The sequence below is a fragment of the Paenibacillus sp. FSL R10-2788 genome, assembly GCF_038003885.1.
In the GTDB taxonomy this organism is placed as follows: Bacteria; Bacillota; Bacilli; order Paenibacillales; family Paenibacillaceae; genus Paenibacillus_AQ; species Paenibacillus_AQ odorifer.
The window spans coordinates 6,233,791-6,258,959 of record NZ_JBBOQA010000001.1 but is presented as its reverse complement, the minus strand read 5'-3'; the positions used below and the strand labels follow the sequence as shown (position 1 = coordinate 6,258,959).

At 44.2% G+C, this 25,169-nt stretch carries 23 protein-coding genes and 1 pseudogene; 18 read left to right on the top strand and 6 right to left on the bottom strand.

Going from position 1 to position 25,169, the window contains the following annotated elements:
• Window positions 1-3: 3 nt before the first annotated feature.
• The 10 genes from NSQ50_RS27750 (at window position 4) to NSQ50_RS27705 (ending at window position 5,084) form a co-directional block, all read left to right on the top strand.
• Window positions 4-339 (top strand): hyaluronate lyase N-terminal domain-containing protein, encoded by a 336-nt coding sequence (locus NSQ50_RS27750; protein WP_076099872.1) that lies wholly within the window; start codon window positions 4-6, stop codon window positions 337-339.
• A gap of 3 nt (window positions 340-342) precedes the next feature.
• The gene (locus tag NSQ50_RS27745) at window positions 343-954 is read left to right on the top strand and encodes a putative phage tail protein (protein WP_076105556.1); all 612 of its coding nucleotides are present in this window, start codon (window positions 343-345) and stop codon (window positions 952-954) included.
• A gap of 11 nt (window positions 955-965) precedes the next feature.
• Window positions 966-2,462, top strand: a complete 1,497-nt coding sequence (locus NSQ50_RS27740) for a hypothetical protein (RefSeq protein WP_036681265.1) — start codon at window positions 966-968, stop codon at window positions 2,460-2,462.
• Window positions 2,463-2,480: 18 nt separating this feature from the next.
• The gene (locus tag NSQ50_RS27735; protein ID WP_036681266.1) at window positions 2,481-2,921 is read left to right on the top strand and encodes an XkdW family protein; all 441 of its coding nucleotides are present in this window, start codon (window positions 2,481-2,483) and stop codon (window positions 2,919-2,921) included.
• Between the two features lie 25 nt (window positions 2,922-2,946).
• On the top strand, window positions 2,947-3,165 hold the full coding sequence (locus NSQ50_RS27730; protein ID WP_036681268.1) for a hypothetical protein: 219 nt from the start codon (window positions 2,947-2,949) through the stop codon (window positions 3,163-3,165).
• 94 nt (window positions 3,166-3,259) lie between these two features.
• A complete protein-coding gene (locus tag NSQ50_RS27725) occupies window positions 3,260-3,541 on the top strand; it encodes a hypothetical protein (RefSeq protein ID WP_036681272.1) in 282 nt (93 codons plus the stop codon).
• Between the two features lie 2 nt (window positions 3,542-3,543).
• Window positions 3,544-3,744: a hypothetical protein gene (locus NSQ50_RS27720; RefSeq protein WP_036681274.1), complete on the top strand. Its 201-nt coding sequence runs from the start codon at window positions 3,544-3,546 to the stop codon at window positions 3,742-3,744.
• Complete coding sequence (locus NSQ50_RS27715; RefSeq protein WP_036681275.1) at window positions 3,737-4,126, top strand: hypothetical protein; 390 nt, start codon at window positions 3,737-3,739, stop codon at window positions 4,124-4,126. Before NSQ50_RS27720 ends, NSQ50_RS27715 begins: the two co-directional genes overlap by 8 nt.
• Window positions 4,098-4,790 (top strand): M15 family metallopeptidase, encoded by a 693-nt coding sequence (locus NSQ50_RS27710; protein WP_036681277.1) that lies wholly within the window; start codon window positions 4,098-4,100, stop codon window positions 4,788-4,790. The genes NSQ50_RS27715 and NSQ50_RS27710 overlap by 29 nt, the downstream gene beginning before the upstream one ends.
• Before the next feature lie 12 nt (window positions 4,791-4,802).
• On the top strand, window positions 4,803-5,084 hold the full coding sequence (locus NSQ50_RS27705) for a holin (RefSeq protein ID WP_036681278.1): 282 nt from the start codon (window positions 4,803-4,805) through the stop codon (window positions 5,082-5,084).
• Window positions 5,085-5,188: 104 nt separating this feature from the next.
• Here the strand turns inward: NSQ50_RS27705 and NSQ50_RS27700 are convergent, their stop codons facing one another.
• The 4 genes from NSQ50_RS27700 to NSQ50_RS27685 all read right to left on the bottom strand — a co-directional run bounded on the left by NSQ50_RS27700 (window position 5,189) and on the right by NSQ50_RS27685 (window position 10,319).
• Window positions 5,189-6,499, bottom strand: a complete 1,311-nt coding sequence (locus NSQ50_RS27700) for an MBL fold metallo-hydrolase (RefSeq protein ID WP_076223608.1) — start codon at window positions 6,497-6,499, stop codon at window positions 5,189-5,191.
• The gene (locus NSQ50_RS27695; protein ID WP_076141916.1) at window positions 6,496-8,175 is read right to left on the bottom strand and encodes an ABC transporter permease; all 1,680 of its coding nucleotides are present in this window, start codon (window positions 8,173-8,175) and stop codon (window positions 6,496-6,498) included. The genes NSQ50_RS27700 and NSQ50_RS27695 overlap by 4 nt, the downstream gene beginning before the upstream one ends.
• A gap of 5 nt (window positions 8,176-8,180) precedes the next feature.
• Window positions 8,181-9,260, bottom strand: a complete 1,080-nt coding sequence (locus NSQ50_RS27690; protein ID WP_076223624.1) for an ABC transporter substrate-binding protein — start codon at window positions 9,258-9,260, stop codon at window positions 8,181-8,183.
• A 90-nt stretch (window positions 9,261-9,350) separates the two neighbouring features.
• Window positions 9,351-10,319 (bottom strand): ABC transporter ATP-binding protein, encoded by a 969-nt coding sequence (locus tag NSQ50_RS27685; protein ID WP_076099886.1) that lies wholly within the window; start codon window positions 10,317-10,319, stop codon window positions 9,351-9,353.
• Window positions 10,320-10,484: 165 nt separating this feature from the next.
• On the opposite strand from NSQ50_RS27685, the gene NSQ50_RS27680 reads away from it, so the two are divergent.
• The 8 genes from NSQ50_RS27680 to glmS all read left to right on the top strand — a co-directional run bounded on the left by NSQ50_RS27680 (window position 10,485) and on the right by glmS (window position 22,622).
• On the top strand, window positions 10,485-11,378 hold the full coding sequence (locus NSQ50_RS27680; RefSeq protein WP_036681285.1) for a LysR family transcriptional regulator: 894 nt from the start codon (window positions 10,485-10,487) through the stop codon (window positions 11,376-11,378).
• Between the two features lie 234 nt (window positions 11,379-11,612).
• Window positions 11,613-14,405: a phosphoenolpyruvate carboxylase gene (ppc, locus tag NSQ50_RS27675; protein ID WP_036681287.1), complete on the top strand. Its 2,793-nt coding sequence runs from the start codon at window positions 11,613-11,615 to the stop codon at window positions 14,403-14,405.
• Window positions 14,406-14,918: 513 nt separating this feature from the next.
• Window positions 14,919-15,485: an RNA polymerase sigma factor SigW gene (gene sigW, locus NSQ50_RS27670; protein ID WP_036681288.1), complete on the top strand. Its 567-nt coding sequence runs from the start codon at window positions 14,919-14,921 to the stop codon at window positions 15,483-15,485.
• A gap of 122 nt (window positions 15,486-15,607) precedes the next feature.
• On the top strand, window positions 15,608-16,222 hold the full coding sequence (locus NSQ50_RS27665; RefSeq protein ID WP_036681404.1) for a zf-HC2 domain-containing protein: 615 nt from the start codon (window positions 15,608-15,610) through the stop codon (window positions 16,220-16,222).
• Between the two features lie 214 nt (window positions 16,223-16,436).
• Complete coding sequence (gene cdaA, locus NSQ50_RS27660) at window positions 16,437-17,267, top strand: diadenylate cyclase CdaA (RefSeq protein ID WP_036681290.1); 831 nt, start codon at window positions 16,437-16,439, stop codon at window positions 17,265-17,267.
• A complete protein-coding gene (locus NSQ50_RS27655; protein WP_081384424.1) occupies window positions 17,260-18,720 on the top strand; it encodes a CdaR family protein in 1,461 nt (486 codons plus the stop codon). Before cdaA ends, NSQ50_RS27655 begins: the two co-directional genes overlap by 8 nt.
• Before the next feature lie 88 nt (window positions 18,721-18,808).
• Window positions 18,809-20,149, top strand: coding sequence for a phosphoglucosamine mutase (gene glmM, locus NSQ50_RS27650; RefSeq protein WP_076223602.1), 1,341 nt, complete (start codon window positions 18,809-18,811; stop codon window positions 20,147-20,149).
• Between the two features lie 640 nt (window positions 20,150-20,789).
• Window positions 20,790-22,622 carry a glutamine--fructose-6-phosphate transaminase (isomerizing) gene (gene glmS, locus NSQ50_RS27645; protein WP_036681297.1) on the top strand — a complete coding sequence of 611 codons (1,833 nt, stop codon included), beginning with the start codon at window positions 20,790-20,792 and terminating at the stop codon, window positions 22,620-22,622.
• 1,198 nt (window positions 22,623-23,820) lie between these two features.
• Here glmS and NSQ50_RS31685 read toward each other — a convergent pair.
• Both NSQ50_RS31685 and NSQ50_RS27630 read right to left on the bottom strand, forming a co-directional pair.
• Window positions 23,821-24,564, bottom strand: a pseudogene (locus NSQ50_RS31685) (ATP-binding protein).
• A 3-nt stretch (window positions 24,565-24,567) separates the two neighbouring features.
• The gene (locus NSQ50_RS27630; protein ID WP_051491182.1) at window positions 24,568-25,011 is read right to left on the bottom strand and encodes a hypothetical protein; all 444 of its coding nucleotides are present in this window, start codon (window positions 25,009-25,011) and stop codon (window positions 24,568-24,570) included.
• Between the last annotated feature and the right edge of the window lie 158 nt (window positions 25,012-25,169).

Here is a 25,169-nt window from a genome sequence, read left to right as displayed (position 1 = left end):
ACAATGGCTCTAAAAACATTGATTCAAATACGCCGCGGCTTGGAAAGCGCCATTGGAGCGCTGGCTATTGGTGAGCTTGGGTATTGTACAGACAGTGGCAAGCTGTACATTGGTTCTGCCGCTGGCAATGTCTTACTGGTAGCCGCGCAGAGTACCGGGGATATGCTGAAAAGCATTTACGATACGAATAACAATGGCAAGGTGGATTTTGCGCAACAAGCGGATAGTGTAGCTTGGGCGGGGGTAGCAGGTAAACCAGTGGTATTTCCTCCGGCGGCGCATACACATGATTATTTGCCCAAAGGCCCCCTAACCTGGAATCAACTGAAGGGGGTGTAGAGGATGAGTTACGGCAGCTCTTTATACAGCGAATTGTTATATTCCGCAGATAAAGATTCGAGCCATCCGGGTGAAGTCGAGGCGCCTGATCTAATGCAGTATTTACCGGATTATTATAAGGATGTCCGCGAAATGGAGAAGCTTCAGGAGACCATCGGGCTAGAAATTGGTGGACTGAAGGTAGGTACTATAGATGTACTGGATCAGGCGTTTATTGAAACGGCTACAGTGAGCCTTGGGCGCTGGGAATCCGAACTTGGACTCAGCAGCGATCCATCCAAGTCTTATGCCACTCGTCGAGAGATGATTAAGGCAAAGCTGCGTGGAAATGGAACGACCACACCGGAAATGATTCAGCGGACGGCGTCAGCTTTTTCAGGTGGAGTGGTTGAAGTAAAGGAAGTGCCTGAAGAGTACCGTTTTGAGATTCATTTTGTGAGTACACTGGGGATTCCTCCGAATATGGCAGGGTTGATTCAAATCATCGAAGAGATTAAACCTGCGCATTTAGCTTATGAATTTGTGTTCAGCTATACCTGGTGGGACTCTGTTAAGGCTTTGACTTGGGAGAGTGCTCACAGTAAAACATGGAACGAATTAAGAACTTATAGATAGGAGAGTGACATATGCAAACCACAGGAAATTTGGGCTTAAAGAAGCCAGAGGGAACAGATATCGTTGATATTGCCGATCTGAACGGGAATATGGACATTTTGGATAATGCAGTGAATGGTAAGGTCGATAAAGTAACAGGCAAACAGCTGTCCACGAACGATTACACCGCTGCCGAGAAAACGAAGCTGGCGGGGATTGCTACGGGAGCGAATAATTATGTGCATCCTAATCACACGGGGGATGTCACTAGTACTGGTGATGGAGTTACGGCTATTGCGGCTGGGGTGATTGTAAACGCCGATGTTAATGCTTCAGCCGGAATTGATGCTTCGAAGATTGGGACTGGCGTGGTCTCGAACGCAGAGTTTGGGTATTTGGATGGGGTGACTAGTGGGATTCAGGGGCAGTTGAATGGTAAGGCGCCGTTGGTTACTACGCCTCAGCAGACGACAGCGGATATTACGTACTATGTACGGACGGATGGGAATGACATAAACAACGGTTTAGCCAATACGGCAGCAGGGGCATTTAAAACAATCAATAGGGCTATCGGCATGATTCCTCAAGTTGTTAATCATACTGCATCTATAAATGTTACATCTGGAACCTATGCCGAAGATGTGAGGATTAGCGGCAAAGTAGGCGGTGGTCATGTTCAATTTATGGGTACTTCTGTAACTATCCGCTCCTTCGTGGCTGAACGGTGCAATCGTATTGTTATAGACGGTTTTTCTGCTAATACCACAACCTCAATGGGTTTTAATGCGTATGACGGTGGAAACATCGACATTAAAAATTGCTCCTGTGGAACTACCGCTAATTATCCGGGCATTAATATTGCAGGTCAAAACGCAGACATTAGAAATTCTTCGGTATCTGGACGAAACTTTGGAATAATAGTCGGAAGTGCTTCGATTGTTACATCACTCGAAAACACGGGGCAAGCGAATGGCGTAGGTCTTTACACTAGTCATGGCGGTTCAATCTATAAATATGGCTCACAGCCATCAGGAATAACTCCCGAAGGCTCATTAAATGGTATCATCACAAGTGGAGTTCTTAACCCATGGGGAGATAATACAACGAATTCCAGAAGTAATATTGCGTGCGGCGGTAGCGCTACACAAACAATCGTACCGAACACATTCACTAAACTTTTATTCCCATCGGTTTACTATGATCGTTTAGGTGAATGGAATGCGACCACCGGGGTTTTCACTGCAAAAGCTGCTGGTATATACGCTATTGATGTTATGGCTACATGCACATCCGTACCCTTGCCATTTGTGGTTCAGATTCAAATTTATAAAAACGGAGCGCGGGATCAGTGCATTGGAAGAACCGTTGCGTCAGCTAGTGGGCAAGACGTTTCCGTCCTTGGGGTTTCTAATACAGATCTTAGCGCTGGGCATACGCTTGAATTTTACATTTATCATTACGGAACATCTAACGTTGGGGTAACTGGTGACGGTCTTTTCAGTCATTTGAGAATAGTTAAAGTTGCATAGAAAAGGGGATGAGGAACAATGAATATAGCACAAGCAATTATGTATCTATACCCAAACGCCGACCCAATAAAAGATTTCATAGTGCAAGATAATGGAGCTGAACCCGTATTACACGAAGGCGTACACGGACGGACACGCTACGAAATCCGACCATTAGATGAAGACGAAACCGAGTATATAGAAGGTGTACACTATCGTTATGTAGTGGATTTTAATCGACTAGTCGAGGGTGAAGACTATGACATTGTAGAACGTGGCCCATACATCGCAGCTTGGAACCTAGACGCCCCGCAACCAACGGAAGAAGAACTGGAAGCGGCGTGGGAAGCATATCTAGAAGCAGAAGCTAACAAACCACCAGAATTAAGCGAAGTCGAGCAACTCCGTGCTGAGAATACTGCTTTGCAAGACAGGCTTCAAGATGTCGAAGTCATTATGGCTGAATTACTCAGCATATAAACCCAAAAGGAGGTGAGTTGTAATTATGACAATGGATTCAATAACAGCCGCCAAAATCCGCTTGATGGCCAATGCCTGCATCACTCGTTTTGATCGTGAGGAGGGTCCGATAGAGAATATCATTTCTTCCTATAACATGCAGCCGGATAATGAGATTTTGGTTAAGGATCAGATTATCCAGAAACGATCAGAATTTCATTTTGCTGAAAACGATTCGACTGAGCAAGCTTCATCAGCCAAATAATTAGCACGCATCCACACAGGAGCGTGTTTTTTTGTGCCCTCGGTGGTGCCGGGGGCTATTACGCATCAACATCATTACAGAAAGGAGCGGACGAATGGGCGAAGGGGATATTGCGCAATTGGAGAAGCTGCTGCCGCTGGCAGATAAGTATGGGCTGGCTTATATTGTTGCTTTCATTTTGATGATCGTGCTGATGGTGTTATTGCGTGCGATTGTCAAAGGGAACCTTGTACCGCGAGAAATGCTGGATCGGGCAGAGGAGGATCGGGATCGTCTGCAAGCGATTTTGGATAAGGAGCGCTCGGAGTTTATGCAGCCCACACTGGACGTCTTAAAGAAACTGAAGATTGACCATACGGAAGACAGGGGGAGTTAGGAATGCTGTCACAATGGATTCGGCGGCTGCTTCTCCCCCGGCATGTTGATAAAGAGATGGAGCTCCGTAGAGCCTCTACCAGCGTTACACTGACCATAAGTCATTATAAAAATGTCTCGCAGGAAATTCAGGAGGAGATTGATCGTAACCGGTTCGCCAAATATTTAGTTTATGATCGAGGGGATCATGATGCACATGATTGAATTTTTATTATTGGTGCTATATGGCACTAATACGGCTTGCGGATTATACATTATTCATCGCCACAGGCAATATTTTTACGAAAGATTCCAAAAAGGTGTGGTCAGCGTGTTTATGCTGGCTATGCTTTTTTTCTTATTGGCTTATACATTCAATATGCTTATCGTTCTACTATTCCGTTTGGCAGAATTACTAGGAGTGGACATGGCAACATGGCTGACTTGGCTTAATTGTAGCTGGGCTATTGCCCAATTCGGTACAACTGGTGGAATTATAATATTAGCGATACTGACACGTTCCGGGAAATACGACCAATTTATTTATCTGAAAAAGATAGACAGAAAAGAGGAACTTCATGCTGACAATAACTCAGGTGAAAAATAAATCAGCCCAACGTCTAACCAACCTACACCCCGTAGTCCGTTCCGCTGCTACTGCTCTAATCGAACGTTGCTACAAACTCAACATCCCCATTCTCATTACGCAGGGACTTCGCACAATTGACGAGCAGGATGCTCTATATGCCCAAGGCCGCACCAAGCCCGGAGCGATTGTCACCAATGCACGTGGCGGATATAGCTATCATAATTTTGGATTGGCTGTAGATTTTGCTCTTTTGCTGCCGAATGGATCTGGTGTGTCTTGGGATATGTGCCGGGACGGCAATAACAACCAGATCGCAGATTGGCAGGAGGTTGTGAAGGAGGCAAAAGGGCTGGGCTTCGAGTGGGGAGGCGACTGGACAAGCTTCAAGGATTACCCCCATTTTCAAATGGCGTTTGGGTTAACACTCACACAGTTACGAGCAGGGACAAAGCCCTCAACATCTGCGGTGGAGTCAGCGTATAAGGTCATCCATCGGAAGGAGGAGGAAGAATTGAAGAGTGATGTTATTGCTGTCGTAAAGGTTAACGGGGTTAAAGTTGCAGATGGAGTGCTTGAAAAAGGCATCACCTACGTCCCTGTACGTGTTATTGCAGAAGCGCTGGGTGCTCAGGTAGGTTATGATTCAGCGACTCGAACGGTTGAGATTACAAGTACCCGCTAAGGAGGGAAAAGGATGGAAATTGGAACAATTTTAGATGATGTTATGGCGTTCGCCTCTATATTAGCGGTATTCGTACTGGCACTGGTTCAGTTGGTCAAAAATAGTATCAACATCCCGCGTAATGCAGTACCGATTATCGGACTATTGATAGGTTTGTTCATCGGCGTAGTAGCGTATCCTTTTACCGAACTCGATTTAGTGCTTCGCCTTTGGGCTGGGGGCCTTGCAGGTTTATCTGCGACGGGGTTGTTTGAGCTAGCTTTTAAGGATCGCCCGGGCACGACGAAAGAGTAAGTGGATAATAGGTACGAATCATAAAAAAGGGCTGTTCCAAAAAGTCTGAATAAGACCTAAGGAAGAGCCCCATTGTTTTTCTTATGATATTACATAAATAAGTTTCAGAACGAAAGCGTGCTGCCGGGTTGTAAAGAATATAGTCCTGTGAAACCTTCTCCCTTTAATATAGAAGCTACTTGGTCGATATGTGGTTTGGGAGCATGGACGAGCACTGTCCGGTGGCTGGGAATCGTTTGGAGCATTTTGCGAATGTCCGGCAAGCCTTGATGGACTTTATAGCGGATAAGTGAGACTGTACAGCGCACGCTGCTAGATTCTCCGATCATAGCTTGCTTAACAAGGCGATGTCCAAAGCTTCCCGCCGCTAAATGTCCCGTAAAAATCACATGGTTGTCAGGAGAAACAGAGAGCTGGTGAAAGTATTCTTGTGCTTTTGCTGACTGCATCATCCCGTCATTAGTGAATACGATAGCTCCCTTAAGATTCAACATTGCCTTCGCGCGTTCGTCCGAATTAGATACAACACACAAGCTTTTTCTGTTAAAAAGCGCATTTACGCGCTGAATAGCGTCCTCTTTCAGCCATTCCACCTTGTTGCTTAAAGCTCGTAAAGGAGCGACGAGTGCTTCTTCAACGATCAATTGATGATCTGGAAAACATTCATTTGCCCATACGATCAATTCCTGGCTTCTGCCATGGATAGGCACGGGAAGGAGGACTGAGCCCCCTTTTTGCAAGGTGTTATGGATGGCTATCTCTAATTGCTGTAATTTTACAAGCTGCTCATCAGGATCTGCCCCATATGCGGCATCTATAATGGACAGATCAGCCACATTTTTAGCTTCGGCTTCCATAATTGCTGGTGTGTCTGCCGTGAGCAGCTGCGATTCCTCCGAATAATCCCCCGAGAAAAATACAGTCTTGCCCTCCCATTCTAGGGCCAGCCAAACCGAACCTGCTAAATGCCCGCTACGTCCCCATTGAACTCGAAGGTTAGGCGCAAGCGTCAGCCAAGTTTGAGGGCAGACATGCTCCTCTAAATACATGAACTGGATAGATTGCTTATCTATTTCTCGATAAGGTAATGATGCGGACTGAGCCGCCACATATTTATCCCAGGCCTCGAAATAATCAGGAAGCTGTAATGAGGTAGATCTAGTAGTCCATACCTTACCTCTGTATCCGTGTTTATAAAGTAAGGGCAGCGCTATGGAATGATCCTCATGAGCATGAGACAGAAATACTGCCTGCAAATGTGGAATAATATCCGTATCAAGTAGGGGGTATTCACCGGGGCCTTCTTTTTTTACGCCACAATCGAGCAGGATGCCATTTCGTGAATCCTTGCCCTGCAAAAGATAGGAGGAACGGCCATGCTCTCCGGCCCCTCCCCAAATCGTTAGTGTGCTCATTGTTGTCTCCGCTTTCTATCTGGGCTTAAATATTCTAAGACTAATAGTAATAGGGTAGTGATGCCTACAGAGATTACAGCCATGGCCATCCCCATGGCTACCGCACCTTGTTCAAACTGGGCAAAAATATAGGTTGCCGAGGTCTGCATTGAAGGTGGCAGAATGAGTAATGAGGCTACCAGTTCCCGGTTGGAAATGGTGAAGGTCATCATCCAGCCAGCTACCATCCCCGGAAGGATGAGGGGAAGCAGGATACGGCGGAACACATACAGCTTACTTCCTCCGAATACTTGTCCCGCTTGCATCAGAGAGGAATCGATCTGCCCATAGCTTGCTTTTACATACTGAACAGTATAAGGAAGGAAAAGTACGACATAAGTCAGTACAACCATCCAGTAGGTATTATAGAGCGGGATAGGCATCCAGCGGGCATTCCACAGCAGAATTAGCCCTACTACAATTACAATTCCCGGGACTGTATTTGGAAGCAAGCTGAATAAATCTGTAATTTTCTGCTTGAATGTAGCCCCTTTTCCCACCGTTAAGGCAAACCAAGTCCCGAGAATAACAGCGATACTGGAAGCAACGATAGCTAATGTAAAGCTATTTAATAAGGCCTCAAGTCCTTGCGAACCCGGGGATAACAGCTCTGCATAATGTTTTAAGGTTAGATTGCTCCAGGATACACCTTCTCCCCGAAGCTTCAATAATGAGGCTGTTATGATAGAGAAATAAGGAATGCCGATGGATGCCAGAAGCAATAGAAGAACATAACCCCAGCTAAGAAACCCTACGATTCCTGTACTCTTATAACGGTTAGTACGAGTTCCTTTTCCACCGATCAGACGGTAAGAGTAGCGGCTGCTAATTACAGTTTGGATGTACCACATGACAAGACAAACTCCGAGCAGCAAGGAGGCTAGTGAAGTAGCCTTACCGAAATCAATCGGCCAACTGGAGATATATTTATGGATCTCAGAGGTCAGAACGTAAAAGCCGATCCTACGGCCAAAGGTCGCAGGGGTACCGAATTCAGCAATTGTTTTAACGAAGATGAGCAGTGCTCCAAGCCCATAGCTAGAGAGCAGTAAAGGAATAATCACTCTTTTAAATCTGTAAAAGAAGGGGGCGCCGTGAACAGAGGCTGCTTCCTCCAGATTGCCCCCGATCTGCAAAAGCGCATTGCGCAGCAGCAGATACAGGAAGGGGAACAGGTGAAGGCTCATGATCAGCACCATACCCCCATAGCTAAAGAAATACGGTGTAAGCACGGAGGAGGAGGGCAGAAATTGCTCCATATACCCACCCGTCTGCATAAACAACATCCAGCCCATAGAACCAATGTAAGGCGGCGTCATAAATGGAATTAACAGCACGACATCCAGCCAGTTGTGGCGCCCTAAGTCAGTTTTTGCCATAATCCAGGCTAGAGGCAGCGCAAACAAAGTAGTTAGCAGAATAACGCTTACCCCAAGCCCGATAGAATTCAGCAGTACCTCTACTAGGTCATTGCTCCCCATAATGGTTCGTAGTGGTGCGGTTATATCGAGATGCCCCTCTGGATAAACACTGGTCCAGAAAATGAGCAGGAGTGGCAGCAGCACGAGCACGGTTAGTATAAATAAAGCCAGTCCACCGCTCACCCATTTAAATGAGCGCAAAGAGTTAGTATTCATTACGCTTATTTAAAAATTTGTGTGAAGGTCGAGGAAACTTCATCGCCGTGCTCGTTCATCCATTCCCAATTCACATCAAATGTTTTAATTTCTTCAAGATTGGCACGATTTTCTGCCTTCACGTCAGTTCTGCCTGGCAGCAAATAGGCTTTGGCAACAAGGGCTTGCGCTTCATCGGATAGAAGGTAGTCGATAAAAGCCTTAGCGTTATCTACATTCGGGCTTGTCTTAATGATCGCAGCCGGACGAGGGCTGATTACAGTTCCTTCAGCAGGGTAGACGATATCCACAGGTTCTCCGTCAGCTTTTGCTTTATAAGCCATGTAATCTACGCCAGCAGCAACGACGGATTTAGCACCGGTAATCACCGGATCAAGTGCCTCTTGATTGGCGCCTGCCATAGCTACTTCATTGCTTTTATATTGTTTAAAAAGATCCCAGCCACTGTCCCCCTTAGCACTTAAATACCCAGTCATGAAATCAAGAGCCGAGCCGGAAAGTGAAGGATCGGGGATATTGACTGCACCCTTCCATTCCGCTTTGCTGAGGTCATCCCAGGAGGTCGGCGGTGAGCTTACTTTTTTGGTATTGTAGACGATACCGAGTGCGGATGCACTGTAACTGAAATAGTTACCTTCATCTGTATCTGACCAATCGCTAACCAGCTTGTCTGCATTAATCGCTTCTTTATATGGAAGTAATAATCCGTCGTTTTTCATTCCTTGCATGGACGGAAGAGAGGCGAGGACAACAACATCAACGACCGGATTGGATTTTTCTGCTTCCATGCGGGCAAGTATTTTTCCTGTAGTGCCTTGGAACATTTCAACTTTAACGCCAGTTTTGGCTTCAAAGCCGTCTTTGATTTTATTGGCTAAACCTTCAGGGCCTGCACTGTAAACGACAAGATTGCCGCTTAGTGTCTTTTCTGTTGGTTGTGGGGCTTCAGTTTGCGTCGCCGCCGCAGTATCGGTTTGGTTGTCGCTTGCGTTAGCCGCAGGGGTGTTCGAGGAGCCGCAGCCCACTAGAGTAATACCAAGTGCAGTTGTTAGAAGAAGTGAACTTAACCCTTTTGTCTTTTTCATTTGATTCAATGTAATTGCCTCCCTAATATTGTTGTGTGCATCTTGCTGCATGGAACAGCATCATATAGAGCCATTCCATGCAGTGGACGCTTAATTCAGATGATGAATTTGGTGCTCTGAAGCGTACAGCTGAATCTTTTCCCCTACAGGTAGGCGCCGATCATGATAAGCGGTCCAAGTCCCATTGTGCTCCATGTTCAGAATGATCTCATAGCGATCCCCCATATAACTCACATGCTGAATAGTCCCTGTAAAAGGAAGAAAGGAAGCATCCTCCTGAGACCAGCGTAAATGTTCTGGACGCAGCATCTGTTTATCCGGAACGATCCAGTTGGATTTTCCAATAAAGTGTGCCACAAAGGGATGACTCGGTTTACGATAAATGTCCTCAGGAGATCCACTTTGTAAAATAGTGCCACCTTGCATTACAACTACTTCATCTGACATAGACATCGCCTCGGTTTGATCATGCGTCACATACAGGGCTGTAATGCCCATGTTTTTCACCAAGGAGATTAACTCCAGCCTCATTTCATCTCGCAAGACCGCATCCAGCGCACTTAATGGCTCATCGAATAATACAAGCTGAGGGCGCATGACTACGGCTCTGGCAAAAGCAACCCGCTGCTGTTGTCCACCGGACAGCTGATGTGGAAAACGCAGCTCTAACCCCTCCAGCTTGACCGATCGAAGTGCCTCCTGTACCCGAACCCGTAAATTCTTTTTTTGTTTGGAAGCTCGAAGTCCGAAGGCTACATTCTCGAACACAGTCAGATGCGGCCAGAGGGCGAAATCTTGAAAAACCATGCCAAAGTTACGGCGATGAATAGGGTGGCTAATTCTTTTGCTGCCTGAAAAAATAAACTCATCATCGATCAGAATTTCTCCTGCATCCGGTGTTTCCAGCCCAGCAATCAGACGGAGTAGTGTCGTCTTTCCACAACCTGAAGGACCGAGTAATGTCGTAAAGCTTCCAGCGGGAATCTTCAGATCTGCAGCCTTTAAGGCATGCACATCTCCGAATTTCTTTTCCAATCTGTGGATTGTAATTTCCTTCATTCTATCTACCTGCCTGTTCTTAAGCTTGTTCTTAGTGTAAAGGTAAAGAATTCCCGCTATATTTGCTGAATGTAACTGTGATATTAACTTTTTTGCCGATTTATTTTAACATTCATAGAATTCTTCTATGTTACCGTTTAGGAAAAGGCGAGGGAGTGGAAGAGAATGAACCTTAATCTAATGAAGCTGGAAATTGTAGAACTGCTGAATAAACATAAAAAAATTACCACGGTAGCAGATAAACTTGGACTAAAGCAGCCCACCGTTACGTATCATTTGAAGAATTTAGAGCAGCAATTGGGGGAGAAGTTATTTGAATCCAGAATGGATAAAATGATTCTTACGGAGAGTGGTAAAGCTTTTCTTCATTATGCAATCAAAATCAATGCGCTTGCTGCGGAGGCGGAGCGGGTGGTAAAAGAGTTCAGTCAGGCAGGCCGGGGGACGCTGAAAATTGGTGCCAGTTATGTTCCAGCTACATATATTCTTCCAAAAATATTGGGGCTGTTTGGCGAACAACATCCGGGGATTACCATTTCTTTATCGGTTAAACCTTCACCGGTGATCAAAGAAATGCTTGCCAGTCATGAGATTGATCTTGGTATCTTGTCTACGGAATCTTTTTATCTGCCTGATCTGCATACTCAAGCCTTATGTGAAGATGAGCTTGTCCTTGTTTTTGCACCTACACATGATTTTGCCGGATTTTCTAATTTAAACTCGGCGATGATCGCTTCAGCGAGCTTTATTTTGCATGACAAGGAATCAAGCACACGCCATTTGACGGATAAATGGTTTGAACGAGAGGGAAAAGAATCAAAACCGCATATTTTGCTCGATTCACTGGAGGCGATTAAGCAATCGCTTATGAGTGGACAGCATGTCTCATTTATTTCACGACTTGCTGTGGAGGACGAGGTAGCCAGAGGAAGATTGCTAATGCGAGCCATTCCGGATTATAATTTTGAAAGACATATTTATTATTCGTATAACCGTGATCGTCATTATTCTCCTTTAATTGGACTGTTCATTGACCAGCTCCGCACAATCCGAATATAAGCATACATAGAGAATATACGATAGAGCCATTATATATATGAAAGAATACATAAAATATAAGGACTGTATAAATTCAGAAATTGGTGTATAATCTTAGGTACTGTGTCGCTTTACAGCACAAAAAAGTTGCAGATTTTCAAACGGTTTTATTGTATGATATGAGGAAGCTTTAATAGACGATATTTAGACAGACAAACTTAACACATTGATCCGGAAAAGAATGGGGGGAGCAGCATGACCGAACTTACGACTACCGTCAGCAAAAGCAACTCTAACAATCTGCTGCGACGGGACGTACGGTTCTTGGGGAACATTTTAGGAGAGGTCTTGGTTCACCAAGGCGGTAACGAACTGCTAGAGATCGTGGAGAAGATCCGCGAAACCAGTAAATCGCTACGCTCACTATTTTTACCTGAACTGCATAGTGAATTTAAGGAGTTAATCAATTCTTTGGATCCGGAGAACCGTCATCAGGTAATAAGAGCGTTCGCCATTTATTTTCAATTGGTGAATATTGCCGAACAGAACCACCGGATTCGCCGTAAACGTGACTATGAACGTTCAGCTGGGGAGACAGTTCAACCCGGTTCTATAGAAAGCGCTATTCAAGAGCTTCGTGAACGTGATTTCTCTCATGAGGAAGTCAACGAGATTATTGAAGGATTGTCTCTGGAACTTGTAATGACGGCACATCCAACGGAAGCCATGCGCCGTGCGATTCTCGATATTCATAAACGGATATCCGATGATGTTATGGGTCTTGATAACCCTACTCTAACTTTCCGTGAACGTGAACAGCTTCGCGAGAAGCTATTGAATGAAGTGATTACGCTTTGGCAAACGGATGAGCTACGTGACCGCAAGCCAACAGTACTCGATGAAGTGCGCAATGGAATGTACTATTTCCATGAGACTATTTTCCATGTATTGCCGGATGTGTATCAAGAGCTTGAACGCTGTCTGAGCAAATACTATCCAGGACAGAATTGGCATGTGCCAACCTACTTGCGTTTTGGATCATGGATTGGTGGAGACCGTGATGGTAACCCATCGGTAACCTCAACAGTCACTGCGCAGACTTTACGCATGCAGCGTAAGCTGGCCATTCGTGAATATCAGCGGATTATGCGTGAACTCATGAAATATCTAAGCTTTAGCACAAGTATTGTTAAAGTGACGCCTGAGCTAGTAGAATCCATCGAAGCTGATCGTGAGATCATTAACCTAGGCAAGATGGAAGAATGGCGCAATGACAACGAACCTTACCGAATTAAACTTAGCTACATGATCTCTAAGACACAAAATGTTTTGGATGATGAGAAAAAAGATACTCCTGAGCGTTATGCTACACCTGAGGAGTTCATAGATGATTTGAATGTCATTGACCGCAGTCTACGACATCACTATGCCGACTATGTGGCCGATACCTATATTAAAAAGCTAATCCGCCAAGTGGAGTTGTTCGGATTCCATACGGCAACTCTTGACGTGCGTCAACACAGCCAAGAACATGAGAATGCCATGACAGAAATTTTGGCGAAGATGAACATTTCGCCGGATTACTCTAAGTTGACGGAGATCGAGAAGATTGATCTGCTGGAGAAATTGCTGAATGATCCACGTCCGTTGACCTCTTCTTACCAGACTTACACTGAAAGTACAGAGGAGTGTCTGGCGGTTTACCGGACGATCTTCGCATCGCAGGAAGAGTACGGCAAACAATGTATCACCAGTTATCTGATCAGTATGGCGGAAGCTGCAAGCGACATTCTGGAGGTTATGGTCTTCGCCAAAGAGGTAGGACTATTCCGCAAGGATAACGACGGTACAGTTGTATGTACCCTGCAAGCTGTGCCACTTTTTGAAACGATTGATGATTTGCATGAAGCACCGCAAATTATGCACACACTGCTCAGTATGCCGATCTACCGTGATGCGGTAAGAGCAATGAATGATTTGCAGGAAATCATGCTTGGATATTCAGATAGTAATAAAGATGGCGGCGTGGTTACTGCTAACTGGGAACTGCGTGTTGCCCTAAAAGAAATTACAGCGACAGCCGATCAGTTCGGAATCAAGCTGAAGTTCTTCCATGGGCGTGGTGGAGCGCTCGGCCGCGGGGGTATGCCGCTTAACCGCAGTATTCTTGCTCAGCCAGCTTCGACAATTGGCGGCGGGATTAAGATTACCGAGCAGGGAGAAGTAATCTCCTCCCGTTACTCGATGCAGGGGATTGCTTACCGCAGTCTGGAGCAAGCGACATCTGCGCTTGTAACTGCAGCAATTAGTGCGAGAGTGCCACAAGCGGATCTTTATGAAGAGAAATGGGAAGAGATTGTTGCCCGGATTTCTGAAGTCTCGCTGAACAAATATCAGGATTTGATCTTCCGTGATCCAGATTTCCTGACTTATTTCAAAGAATCAACACCTCTGCCTGAGGTTGGAGAGCTTAATATCGGTTCCCGTCCTTCCAAGCGGAAGAACAGCGACCGTTTTGAAGATCTGCGTGCAATTCCTTGGGTATTTGCATGGACACAAAGCCGTTATTTGCTCCCAGCCTGGTACGCTGCTGGAACCGGACTGCAGAGTTTCTATGAGGGTAAGGAAGAGAATCTGAAGATAATGCAACATATGTATGAGAACTTCTCATTCTTTACTACACTGATAGATACGCTGCAAATGGCTATTTCAAAAGCGGACTTGATTATTGCTAAGGAATACGCCAGCATGGGCAAGAACGAGGAAGCACGTCAACGGATCTTCGGCCAGATTGAAGATGAATTTAATCTGACCTCTGAGCTGATCCTGAAGATTACAGGCCAGCAGGATATTCTGGATAACGTTCCTGTGATTCAAGAGTCGATCAGACTCCGTAATCCATACGTTGATCCGCTTAGCTACCTGCAGGTTCAATTGCTATCCGAGCTTAGAGCGCTCCGTGAAATCGATGGAGATGATAGCGAACTGCTTCGCGAAGTATTGCTTACCATCAACGGCATTGCCGCCGGTCTTCGGAATACCGGCTGATATAGTCTTAACAACAAAAAGTCCGCCCTATTTGGGGCGGACTTTTTTTGCCTAATACAAGTTGTTGTGATCATAAACTGTATATTGCTGCTGTGAACTTTACTTGTTCCTAAATATTGGAGAGTCAAACCCGATATTTTTTTATTACCCTACCCAAGTAACCGAGATGTAATCGGAGGTAAATAACGTGGCACTTATTACTTTGGTGATGGAGCAGCGTAGAGAATATTTGGAACTGTAGGAGCACCAGCGTTCGCCTTTATCCTCAGATTTCGACCACTATATGTGGTTTATAATCAGGAAATGTGAGGATAACAGCGACCGGAAGTCCAAATATTTCTCGGAGCTGCACTTAATCGCCTATACCAAGTTGTCCAGTTTTTAACTCAGTTTACATAGAAGGTTACAATACAATCCTTGATTTTTACACAAACTTGAATTACGATTTAATTGCTTGTACCGTGGATATTTGCGAAGAAATACCAAGGGCGGCAAGTCTGGGGGAGTTAACAGGTGGAGAATTTGGAAGGCAGATTGACAAAGCTCGCCTTGAAGGGCGACCAAAGGGCATTTGCCGAGCTTGTGGAACTATATAAAGACAAAATATATCATTTAGCTTACAGGATGTTGAACAATCGCCATGAGGCGGAGGATATTGTTCAGGAGACCTTTTTGCGTGTGTATAGGAATTTGGATCGTTATGATGATAAACAGAAGTTCTCCACATGGATTTACCGGATTGGAACGAACCTCTGTATAGATAGATTGCGTAAACGAAAACCAACCTATTCGCTGGATGCTGAAATGAACGATCAGGAGGGCCTTGATGGCTACTCGTTGATTCCGAGCGATAATGTGACACCTGAGACCGAACTATTGCTCTCTGAGACGCAGGGGCTAATCTATGAGGCGATTGACAGTCTGCCTGTGAAATACAGGTCGGTGATGATTCTGAGGTACCTGCAGGATCTGTCACTTCAGGAGATTAGTGATGTCCTGGATATGCCCGTGACCACGATTAAGACGCGTGTACATCGAGGCCGTGAATTTTTGCGTAAAAAATTAGGCCCAAAAATGTAAAAATAGATTTTTTTTTATGAAACATCTTTTCGAGAGCGACGTATGTAAGTTAAGCAAGTCTTATGTGTCCTGACCCTTTGTCTTAGGATAATTAAATAGCACTCATGAAAGGATTGGCTCCTATGGAATGCAAACTGGCCGTCTCTATGATGCATGACTACTTGGATGACGACTTGCCCGAACAGCAGCAGAGGGAATTGAAGGAGCATCTTCTATCCTGTCCAGATTGCCGTGCAAAGTTTAAAGAATTAGAACAGACAGATATGTTGATGTTCTCCCTAATGCATCAGAATCCTGTAGCTTCAGATGATCTTGTGAGCCGGATAATGAGTTCATTGCCAAAGACTAAGAAAGAAAAAGCCTTTATTACCTGGATCAAGAGACACCCTGCACTTACAGCGGCATCTCTATTCCTTGTCGTTATGCTGATGAGCACCGTAACTTTTTGGAGTCCAGACAGACAGCTTGTAGTTAGAGGTGTTGATTTGGATCAAGTGGTCATCAAAGGGGATACTGTAATTGTACCTTCCGGAAAAATTATTACCGGAGACCTTACCATAGAGAACGGTAAAGCACAGGTATATGGAGAAGTGAACGGCAACGTGACAGTCATTGACGGATCTCTATATCAGGCTTCAACAGCTCATATTTCTGGGCAAGTCAAAAGCATAGACCAGGCAGTAAGCTGGTTCTGGTATAAAGTGACGAACATGTTCTCTGAAGTTGCCTACCGTTAATGCGGGCAGTGGTTACCTTGAGCAGGAATATTAATTAGCGCCTCTTTTTCCGGAAAGATGGCGCTTTTTTGTTTCCTTAAATTGGGTGGTTTCGGAAAGGATTGAGGGACTAAACTTGCAACTGAAGCCCGAACGTTATAACCTAGATATGATACAGAGCTAACAGACATTTTACATAAACCCAGCTAATTTGAAATGACGGGGGTTTTAGGCAATGAGTTATTTTACTGAGCTAACATGGAAAGATTCCATTAAAGATATAATTGATATCCTAATCGTCAGTTACATTATTTATAAAGTGCTTAATATGGTACGCGGGACGCGGGCGATTCAGCTTTTAAAAGGGATATTGGTTCTGGTCTTGATTTGGGCGGTAAGCACAATCTTGGACTTGTATACACTTAAATGGCTAATGAATCAAATGTTTACTTTCGGGGTCCTAGCTGTCTTTATCATTTTTCAGCCGGAACTACGAAGGGGACTGGAGCAGCTTGGACGGGGCAGATTTTTCGGACGGGCTGGAGAAAGTGACGAAGAGATCAGTAAGTTAATCGGCGAAGTGATTAAAGCCGTGAATTATTTATCTCGCAGAAAAATAGGGGCGTTAATCGTTTTTGAGCGGGAGACAGGGCTAAACGAATATACAGAGTCAGGTATACCCATGCGTTCCCTGGTCAGCTCCGAATTACTCATTAACATCTTCATTCCCAATACACCTCTGCATGACGGAGCCCTTATTATGCAGGGAAATCAGATTGCTGCGGCTGCTTGTTACTTGCCTTTGTCCGAGAATCCTTTTATCAGCAAAGAACTGGGAACCCGTCATCGCGCTGCTATAGGAATAAGTGAGGTTGCGGACTCGGTGTCTGTCATTGTCTCAGAGGAGACAGGGCAGATTTCCCTTGCAATTAATGGCCAGATCGTGAGAGACATTAAGGAAGAATCCATGATATCGAAGCTCCATCAAGAGCTTAGTGTAAGTTCATCGCTGAAGGAGAAGGGTTCAACTTTCTGGAAACGGAAGGGGGACAAGAATCATGGATAAGTGGATGAACAATAACAATTTCAATAAGATTCTGGCCCTTGTGTTCGGGATCATTTTGTTTACGATGGTTCATGTCGATACTGCGCCTTCTGGACAGACAACAGTGGATATTAAAACAAAAACTATTGAGAATGTGAAGATTGAAGTGACCGGCCTTGACGAGGATAAATATGTCCTTGAACCTTTGGCTGTCGACAGTGTGAGTCTGGAGGTAGCGGGTAAAAATTCCGATATCTCCTTTCAGTTCTCGGATGACTATAAAGTAATGCTTGATCTGACTAAGGTCGAACCTGGAGATACCACGTTGCCACTTTATTATAAACTGCCAAAAGGTGTATCCCTGGTAAGAATGAATCCTAAAGAGGTTACCGTACATGTAGAATCACGGAATACAAAGTCTTTTCCCATATCCTTGGTTACGAAGGGGAAACCTGCAGAGGGCTACCAAATAGGCACCCCGGTCCTGCAGCCTACAGATACTGTCGAAGTCACACTTGCTGATAATGAACTGAGCAAGGTAGCTAAGATACAAGGAACCATTGAGCTTAACGGTGAAAATGAGACATTTAAAGAGAAAAAATTGAAGCTACACGCTTATGATAAGGATGGAAATGAAATTAAAAATGCTGTAATTGAGCCTTCTACTGTATCCGTGGAATTGCCGATTACCTTACCGTTTAAGAGTTTGCCGCTGGAGATTGGCTTTACTGGACAACTTCCGGATTCTCTCGTATTATCCAAATTGACACCTGAGCAGGAAGCAGTCGTAGTGTATGGACAAGCAGAGGCTTTGGCAGCTTTATCAGCCTATGAAGCCACTGTTAACCTTAGTGCAATAGATTCTGCTGGAACGAAACAAGTAAAGGTCGATTTGAAGCCTCCGGCTGGAACGGAGAAAGTCATGCCCGAAGCTGTGAATGTTTCATTAACCATCTCAGAAATTGCTGAGCGGACGATTGAGGCGGTACCTGTCAAGCTTCAGGGTGTGGGGGATGATCTGGAAGGAAGTATTGTTAATCCTTCAAGCAAGGAAATAGCGCTTACCTTAAAGGGTGCGCCTGCTTTACTAGATCAACTTGATAAGAAAGATATAGGGGTTGTGGCTGATGTTAGCGGTCTTTCGGCTGGAACTCACGAGGTTTCTTTGCGGGTATCGCTGCCCCAGTTTATCGCACTAGCCAATTCAGGGGTGCCTCTTACTGTGACCGTGCAGCTGTTATCACCTGCAGCGCCAGTTCCTACACCTCATCCAGATACGGGGGGGGGAACTACTACTCCTGAGCCAAGTTCTGAACCTGTTATAGGTGATGAGGAACCTACGGAGAAGCCCACTCATAGCGGAGAGGCTGGAGCAACACCAACGCCTGTACCAACGGATACCAATCCGGAGAATAACGGCACAGCTAACACAAGTACGAATTCCGAAAATCCTGTAGGTACGGGCGGGACGTAATCTTTTGAGCCCAGAGGTACACCAAAATAGTATGCAAATCATATGATAGTACATTAAGCTAACGTAGCGTATTCAAAGGAGAAAAATAATGGGGAAGTATTTTGGAACAGACGGTGTGCGGGGAGTAGCAAACCGTGAATTGACTGCAGAAATGGCTTATAGCATTGGCCGTTGTGGAGGATATGTACTAGCGGGTAACTTGGATAAACCGAAGGTTGTTATCGGAATGGATACACGTATTTCCGGTCCTTTATTGGAATCCGCGCTGATTGCGGGCTTATTGTCTATTGGAGCTGATGTAATCCGTATAGGCGTAGTTAGTACACCTGCTGTTGCCTATATTACGAGATTGTTAAAAGCAGACGCAGGCGTCATGATCTCAGCTTCTCACAATCCGGTAGAGGATAACGGCATTAAGTTCTTTGGTGGGGATGGCTTCAAGCTAACAGATGAAACCGAACTGCAAATTGAAGAGCTTATGGATGCGGAGGTAGATGAATTGCCTCGTCCTATCGGTTCAGGTTTAGGTATGGTTACCGTAGATAATGATGCTAAGTATCTTTATCTGGAGTATTTGAAAACTACCATTTCTCAGGACTTTAAGGGAATCAAGGTTGTACTGGACTGTGCGCATGGCGCAGCTTATGAGCTTGCTCCAAGACTGTTCAGAGAGCTTGGCGCTGAGGTGATCTCTATCGGGGCTGAGCCAGATGGATTGAATATTAATGCTGGATTTGGTTCGACACATCCAGAGACTTTGCGTGAAGAAGTCTTACGTCATGGAGCTGATTTGGGACTTGCTTTTGACGGAGATGCAGACCGCTTGATCGCTATTGATAATAATGGTGATGAAGTCGATGGTGACTTTATCCTTTGTATTTGTGGCGATGCGATGAACCGTGCAGGTAAGCTGAAGGATAGCACGATTGTATCAACCGTTATGAGTAACATCGGATTTTATAAAGCTACCGAGAAATTATCCCTGAATACCGCTAAGACAGCTGTAGGGGATCGTTATGTTATGGAAGAAATGCGTCGTGGAGGCTTTAATCTAGGTGGAGAACAGTCTGGACATGTTATTTTCCTGGATTACAATACTACTGGTGATGGTATTCTTACAGCTATTCAGCTGGTAGACACACTTAAGGCTACAGGCAAACAGCTTAGCGAAGTTAAGAGTATGATGACTAAATACCCGCAGGTGCTGGTCAATGTTCGTGTACAGGATAAGACTAATTACCCTAACAACGTAGCTATAGAAGCGGCTATCGCTGAAGTAGAAGGCAAGCTAGGCGACAATGGCCGTGTGCTTGTACGTCCGTCAGGTACGGAATCTCTAATCCGCGTTATGGCAGAGGGACCGGATAAGGCAGATCTAGATCTTTATGTGAATCAAATTGTGGAAGTAGTTCAACGCGAATTGGTATAATCCATTACCTTAACTATAAGGCTGGTGCAGTGAGCGAGAGCGATTCGGACTCGTTGCACCAGTGTTATTTTATTTTAGGATTAGATCGTTTGAACTGGTTTTGTAAAATTTAGGTTGGTGCGCCATTGCCAAAGTACTACAAGGTGCATATAATAGATTAAGTGTCATTCTAGAAGGAAAGCGGGGATTGTGAGGTTAGCAATAGCAAGCGCCAGAGCTTGGTCTAGCGCGGGGGAGAAGTGAAAGCTGCTTACTTGTTATGTAGGCTATGGCTTGAACGGATCACGGCAGACGTAAGCTGACGAGGTGGAGGTGTTCGAAATGTTCGGCGGGGACCTCCCGGTGATGCACCAGAGCCGTAAATGGATACGGAAAATGAAAGGGCGACCTTTCACACAACGTTTTCATGGGTGCAACAAATTATATTATTCATGTGTGCGCGCATCAGAAGGAAACACGTTATTTCTGCCACGGCAGAGGAGAAGGCTGTGCATTTCATGAACATTAGAATGTAAGTGACAGTTTATTTTGTTGATCCTAAAATACAACAGAATATTTGCTTTTTCTCAAAAACATGCCGCACGGCACGTTTCTTTCCTTATGCCGCCACATTACGATAACTCGGACGGGGGAAATTATAATGTGTGGTATTGTAGGATATATTGGTAATCAGAATTCGCAGGGGATCTTGGTTGAGGGCTTGAAGAAATTGGAATATCGTGGATATGATTCCGCTGGTATTGCTGTATTTACCCAAGAAGGACTACAAGTAGTGAAAGCTCAAGGCCGTTTGGCGAATCTGCAGTCGAAGCTCCAAGACAGCCCGCTGGCAGGTAGCGCAGGTATCGGACACACACGCTGGGCGACTCACGGTAAACCATCCGATGAGAACTCACATCCACATACGGATAACAGCATGAAGTTCTCGGTAGTTCACAACGGTATTGTCGAAAACTATCTGGATCTGAAAGAAGAGCTGATCGCTGGCGGATGCCACTTTGTCTCTGAAACAGATACAGAAGTTATTTCACATCTGATTGCTCGCGAATATGACGGGGATATCGTGAAGGCTGTACAAAAAGCGATTACGTTCATGCGCGGTGCGTTTGCATTAGGCGTCCTGACTGAATATGAACCAGATAAACTGGTGGCTGTGCGTCAAGCTAGCCCGCTCATTATCGGTCTTGGCGAAGGAGAAAACTTTATCGGGTCAGATATTCCTGCACTGCTTGAATATACCCGTAACGTATATATTTTGAATGACGGCGAAATGGCTGTGCTGACAAGAGATGCTGTCGAATTGATGACGATTGAAGGCAATTTTATTTCTCGGGAAATGATTACTGTCGATTGGGATGCAGTTACCGCAGAAAAAGGCGGCTACGAGCATTTCATGTTGAAAGAAATACACGAGCAACCTAAGGCTTACCGCGACACAATGCGTGGTCGCATCAATGCGGAAGGCAACAAGGTTGTATTGCCTGAATTGAACATGACTGAAGAACAAATCAAGAACATCCGTAACATTCAAGTCGTTGCTTGCGGAACAGCATACAACGCAGGTGTGGTAGGACGTACTATGATCGAATCCTTGGTTCGTATTCCGGTTGAGAATGATATTGCTTCGGAATATCGTTACCGTTCACCAATCGTGACTCCAGAAACTTTGGTTATCGTAGTCAGCCAATCCGGTGAGACTGCAGATACTTTGGCAGCTCTGCGTGAAGCACAAGCTAACGGGGCACACGTATTGGCGATCACTAACGTAGTGGGCAGCTCTATTGCTCGCGAAGCAAACGATGTGTTGGTAACCTTGGCGGGTCCGGAAATTGCAGTAGCTTCGACCAAAGCTTACACTTCACAATTGATCGCATTTGGATTGTTTGCTCTTTACTTGGCTGAAGTTCGTGGAACACAAACCGAAGCACAAGTTACTAAGATTCTTGCAGCTATGCAATCTCTGCCAGAGCAAGTGGAAGAGATCCTAGCTCAAAAAGAAGCGATCAAAGGTTATGCTGAACAAATTTCTGAGCACAAAAACTTGTTCTTCATCGGCCGCGGCGTAGACTACGCTGTTGCTCAAGAAGGATCTTTGAAGCTGAAAGAAATCTCTTATATTCACTCCGAAGCTTATGCTGCAGGTGAATTGAAACACGGTACATTGGCTCTGATCGAAGAAGGTGTTCCAGTTATTGCCCTGGCAACTCAGGAAGCTGTACTTGAGAAGACCGTCAGCAACATCAAAGAAGTGAAAGCTCGTGGCGCAGACGTGCTGGCAATCACTCACCAAGAGCATTTGACTGACCTGCTTAGATCAGTTGATCAAGTGTTCGTGATTCCAAAGACACTTCCAATGCTGACAGCAGCTTTGTCCGTAGTGCCTCTGCAATTATTGTCTTATTATGCTTCTCTTGCGCTGGGTCATGATGTGGATAAACCACGTAACTTGGCGAAGAGTGTTACTGTGGAGTAGGTTTGGTGATATAAAAGTACAGTTGTTGTCTGTCCAGTGACATTAAAGATGTGAAGTGGACATTAAAGATGTGAAGTGGACATTAAAGTTATGAAGTGAATATTTAAGCTGTGAAGTTGTTTAATGTAAAGATTGGACAACAACCTAGACTATAAAGCCGTCCTGAGATCATAGGACGGCTTTATATTTTACTTAATAGGATCTAAACTAAATTTGAATTTTTGGTTTCTTTAAATTCGTTCTGTTGATGTTGGATGACAACTAAGTTAATAACTGACGGAAGTCATCAAATAAAGTGCCTTTTGTGCTTTATTTTTTTGGATATGACATAACGAATATTGAAAGTTGACTATAAGAAAATCGCCTAATTATTCGAAGGCGGTTTATTGAGTTATTGTGTCCCGTTAGTGTAACAATCATTTTGTGGAGTCAAATTACTATCTTCAAAATAAATTGACATGATTTTAGACACGTTATCTGTAATTTTATTATTAATGGATTGAGTAAAGTCTCATCAAACCAAAGGAATTGCTGATTGCCCTATTTTGAGGTGATTTCAAATGTACAAACATAAAATGTAATGTTATTAATTCAAGCTTTTGCAGTATTGGGTTTATGCGTTATGATTTATCGTGTAAAATCGCATCGGATTCTGTAGCTCTACTAGCATATGGTATGTATATTCTACTATCGTATGTGTATTGGAAATCGAAGTACGCAGCCTTCATTGTATTTTTAGTCTTTTTGTTTTTTATGTTCTTTATGTTATTTCTTGATATCATCATTCCAGGAGGATTGTTAGATACTTCCAATATAATTTTGCAAAATAGTATGATTGTTATTGGTACAGTTGCACTTGTTTCATGTACGATTTGGTTCTTTGTACTTAGAAAGAAAAACAAGTATAGACTTGATAAAACAAGCTTCACAGAAAACTGTGAGGCTTGTTTGTTACTCTTATGTCATGAAAAAATCAACTAAAGAAAGAAGATGAAATAAATGTTAAATAGGTTCTCCGTGTTCATTGATAAGAGAACATCCGTAACTGTTGTGAAAAGAAAATATCGTGATTGACTAAAAAATTACTAGAGTGAATATTTCGATGAAATAGAGCCATCGTTCACGTAATGAGTGAGCCAGTTCTTCGGAAAAATTAAGCCACCCTCGAGTGGCGGCTCCGTGATGATGATTTGGCTAGTTAATTTATAAGTCCTTTACGTTTACTCATCGATTCCATGCCTTCAAGTGTGATCGTGTATGATGAGTATACGGTTCGATCAAGAATAGCGTCTGCCAGTGTACTTTCTCCAATTTTACCGTGCCAACCAGCATGAGTAAATTGTGAACAGAAAATTGTTGATCCAATTTGATGGCGTGCTTCTACGATCTCAAGCAGGTCTCAGGCCTCAATTTCTTTTAACGAAACTAGGAGCCATTCATCTAGAATTAACAGGGGAACTTTTTTGTAGGATTTCATGACTCGTTTATAAATACCCTCGCCTCGAGCTACTGCCAATTCATTTATTAGTTCAGGCAAACGAATTTATTTAAACGGATAGAAATTACGTTATGCAGCAGTACCGAATGCACAGGCCAAATAGGTTTTTCCTGCACCGGATGTGCCCATGATAATGTTATTAAGTTTATCTTGAATATAAGAGCCTGTGGCTAAACGAAGGATCTGCGTCCGGTCAAGTTTTCGGTCAGCACGATACTCAACATCCTCAATACAGGCGTTGCTTTGTTGAAAATCCTTCTTTCGAATTGGTGAGGTAAGACGGTTGTTCTTGCGTCTGGACCATTCAATATCTACTAGCAATTCAAAGTGTTTTTAAAAATTTAGGGTTTAAAAACTTAGAACTAATAATTGATTTTGATAGTTCTCAGCCATTGCTGCGAGTCGCATTTCGTAAAGTTTGCGTAACGTAGGTTCATGTGACATGGTTTAACCCCTCCCGTGATAATCTGCACCACGAACGAATTCATGGTTTTCAGAAGAGAGTGGTTGTGGCTTAACTTCATTTATTGTTTCGAGCCGATCTTGACTGGTAGTTAAGATCGTTTTGATATTTTGAGAGCTAGGCCTAGGGGTGTAGGAAAATGCTTTGGCAAATGCTATTTCGAGGCGAACAACGCTGTTCTTATCTTCAAGTTTAAGGAGTGCCATGCAGCTTCTGTAGCCTTGTTGTTCGACCTTATATGAGGATAGAATTGCTTGAACACAAGAGGCTGTATAAGCACCAACGCTTTCTGCCCACGAGATAAAGCGACTAACATTCCATTGAATAAATTTCTTATGATTTTCTGGCGTGTGATCTCTTACAGTGCTGTCCTGTCCTGGCTTTCCTTTTGATGAGGGATGGGTAACTTGACTATTCTTCCTTAACATTAGGGGATTTTTCTAGGGAGTGCCAGTGAATGAAGAACATTATATTCATAGTAATGAAATTAATTCAACCTATGAATTTCATGTCAGTTTCGGCGCAAGGCTAGTGTGTTTAGTTAGGGTTATAAACAGATGAGTGAAATTACGAATTTTTTCATGAA

Bases quoted from the DNA above. Each gene is read 5' to 3' on its own strand.
- NSQ50_RS27690 (WP_076223624.1), bottom strand. From the start codon at position 9,260: ATGAAAAAGACAAAAGGGTTAAGTTCACTTCTTCTAACAACTGCACTT.
- NSQ50_RS27740 (WP_036681265.1), top strand. From the start codon at position 966: ATGCAAACCACAGGAAATTTGGGCTTAAAGAAGCCAGAGGGAACAGAT.
- NSQ50_RS27745 (WP_076105556.1), top strand. From the start codon at position 343: ATGAGTTACGGCAGCTCTTTATACAGCGAATTGTTATATTCCGCAGAT.
- NSQ50_RS27695 (WP_076141916.1), bottom strand. From the start codon at position 8,175: ATGAATACTAACTCTTTGCGCTCATTTAAATGGGTGAGCGGTGGACTG.
- NSQ50_RS27710 (WP_036681277.1), top strand. From the start codon at position 4,098: ATGCTGACAATAACTCAGGTGAAAAATAAATCAGCCCAACGTCTAACC.
- NSQ50_RS27715 (WP_036681275.1), top strand. From the start codon at position 3,737: ATGATTGAATTTTTATTATTGGTGCTATATGGCACTAATACGGCTTGC.
- NSQ50_RS27665 (WP_036681404.1), top strand. From the start codon at position 15,608: ATGGAATGCAAACTGGCCGTCTCTATGATGCATGACTACTTGGATGAC.
- NSQ50_RS27700 (WP_076223608.1), bottom strand. From the start codon at position 6,499: ATGAGCACACTAACGATTTGGGGAGGGGCCGGAGAGCATGGCCGTTCC.
- NSQ50_RS27720 (WP_036681274.1), top strand. From the start codon at position 3,544: ATGCTGTCACAATGGATTCGGCGGCTGCTTCTCCCCCGGCATGTTGAT.
- NSQ50_RS27655 (WP_081384424.1), top strand. From the start codon at position 17,260: ATGGATAAGTGGATGAACAATAACAATTTCAATAAGATTCTGGCCCTT.
- NSQ50_RS27680 (WP_036681285.1), top strand. From the start codon at position 10,485: ATGAACCTTAATCTAATGAAGCTGGAAATTGTAGAACTGCTGAATAAA.
- cdaA (WP_036681290.1), top strand. From the start codon at position 16,437: ATGAGTTATTTTACTGAGCTAACATGGAAAGATTCCATTAAAGATATA.
- NSQ50_RS27725 (WP_036681272.1), top strand. From the start codon at position 3,260: ATGGGCGAAGGGGATATTGCGCAATTGGAGAAGCTGCTGCCGCTGGCA.
- NSQ50_RS27730 (WP_036681268.1), top strand. From the start codon at position 2,947: ATGACAATGGATTCAATAACAGCCGCCAAAATCCGCTTGATGGCCAAT.
- NSQ50_RS27630 (WP_051491182.1), bottom strand. From the start codon at position 25,011: ATGTTAAGGAAGAATAGTCAAGTTACCCATCCCTCATCAAAAGGAAAG.
- NSQ50_RS27735 (WP_036681266.1), top strand. From the start codon at position 2,481: ATGAATATAGCACAAGCAATTATGTATCTATACCCAAACGCCGACCCA.
- NSQ50_RS27685 (WP_076099886.1), bottom strand. From the start codon at position 10,319: ATGAAGGAAATTACAATCCACAGATTGGAAAAGAAATTCGGAGATGTG.
- NSQ50_RS27750 (WP_076099872.1), top strand. From the start codon at position 4: ATGGCTCTAAAAACATTGATTCAAATACGCCGCGGCTTGGAAAGCGCC.
- glmS (WP_036681297.1), top strand. From the start codon at position 20,790: ATGTGTGGTATTGTAGGATATATTGGTAATCAGAATTCGCAGGGGATC.
- NSQ50_RS27705 (WP_036681278.1), top strand. From the start codon at position 4,803: ATGGAAATTGGAACAATTTTAGATGATGTTATGGCGTTCGCCTCTATA.
- ppc (WP_036681287.1), top strand. From the start codon at position 11,613: ATGACCGAACTTACGACTACCGTCAGCAAAAGCAACTCTAACAATCTG.
- glmM (WP_076223602.1), top strand. From the start codon at position 18,809: ATGGGGAAGTATTTTGGAACAGACGGTGTGCGGGGAGTAGCAAACCGT.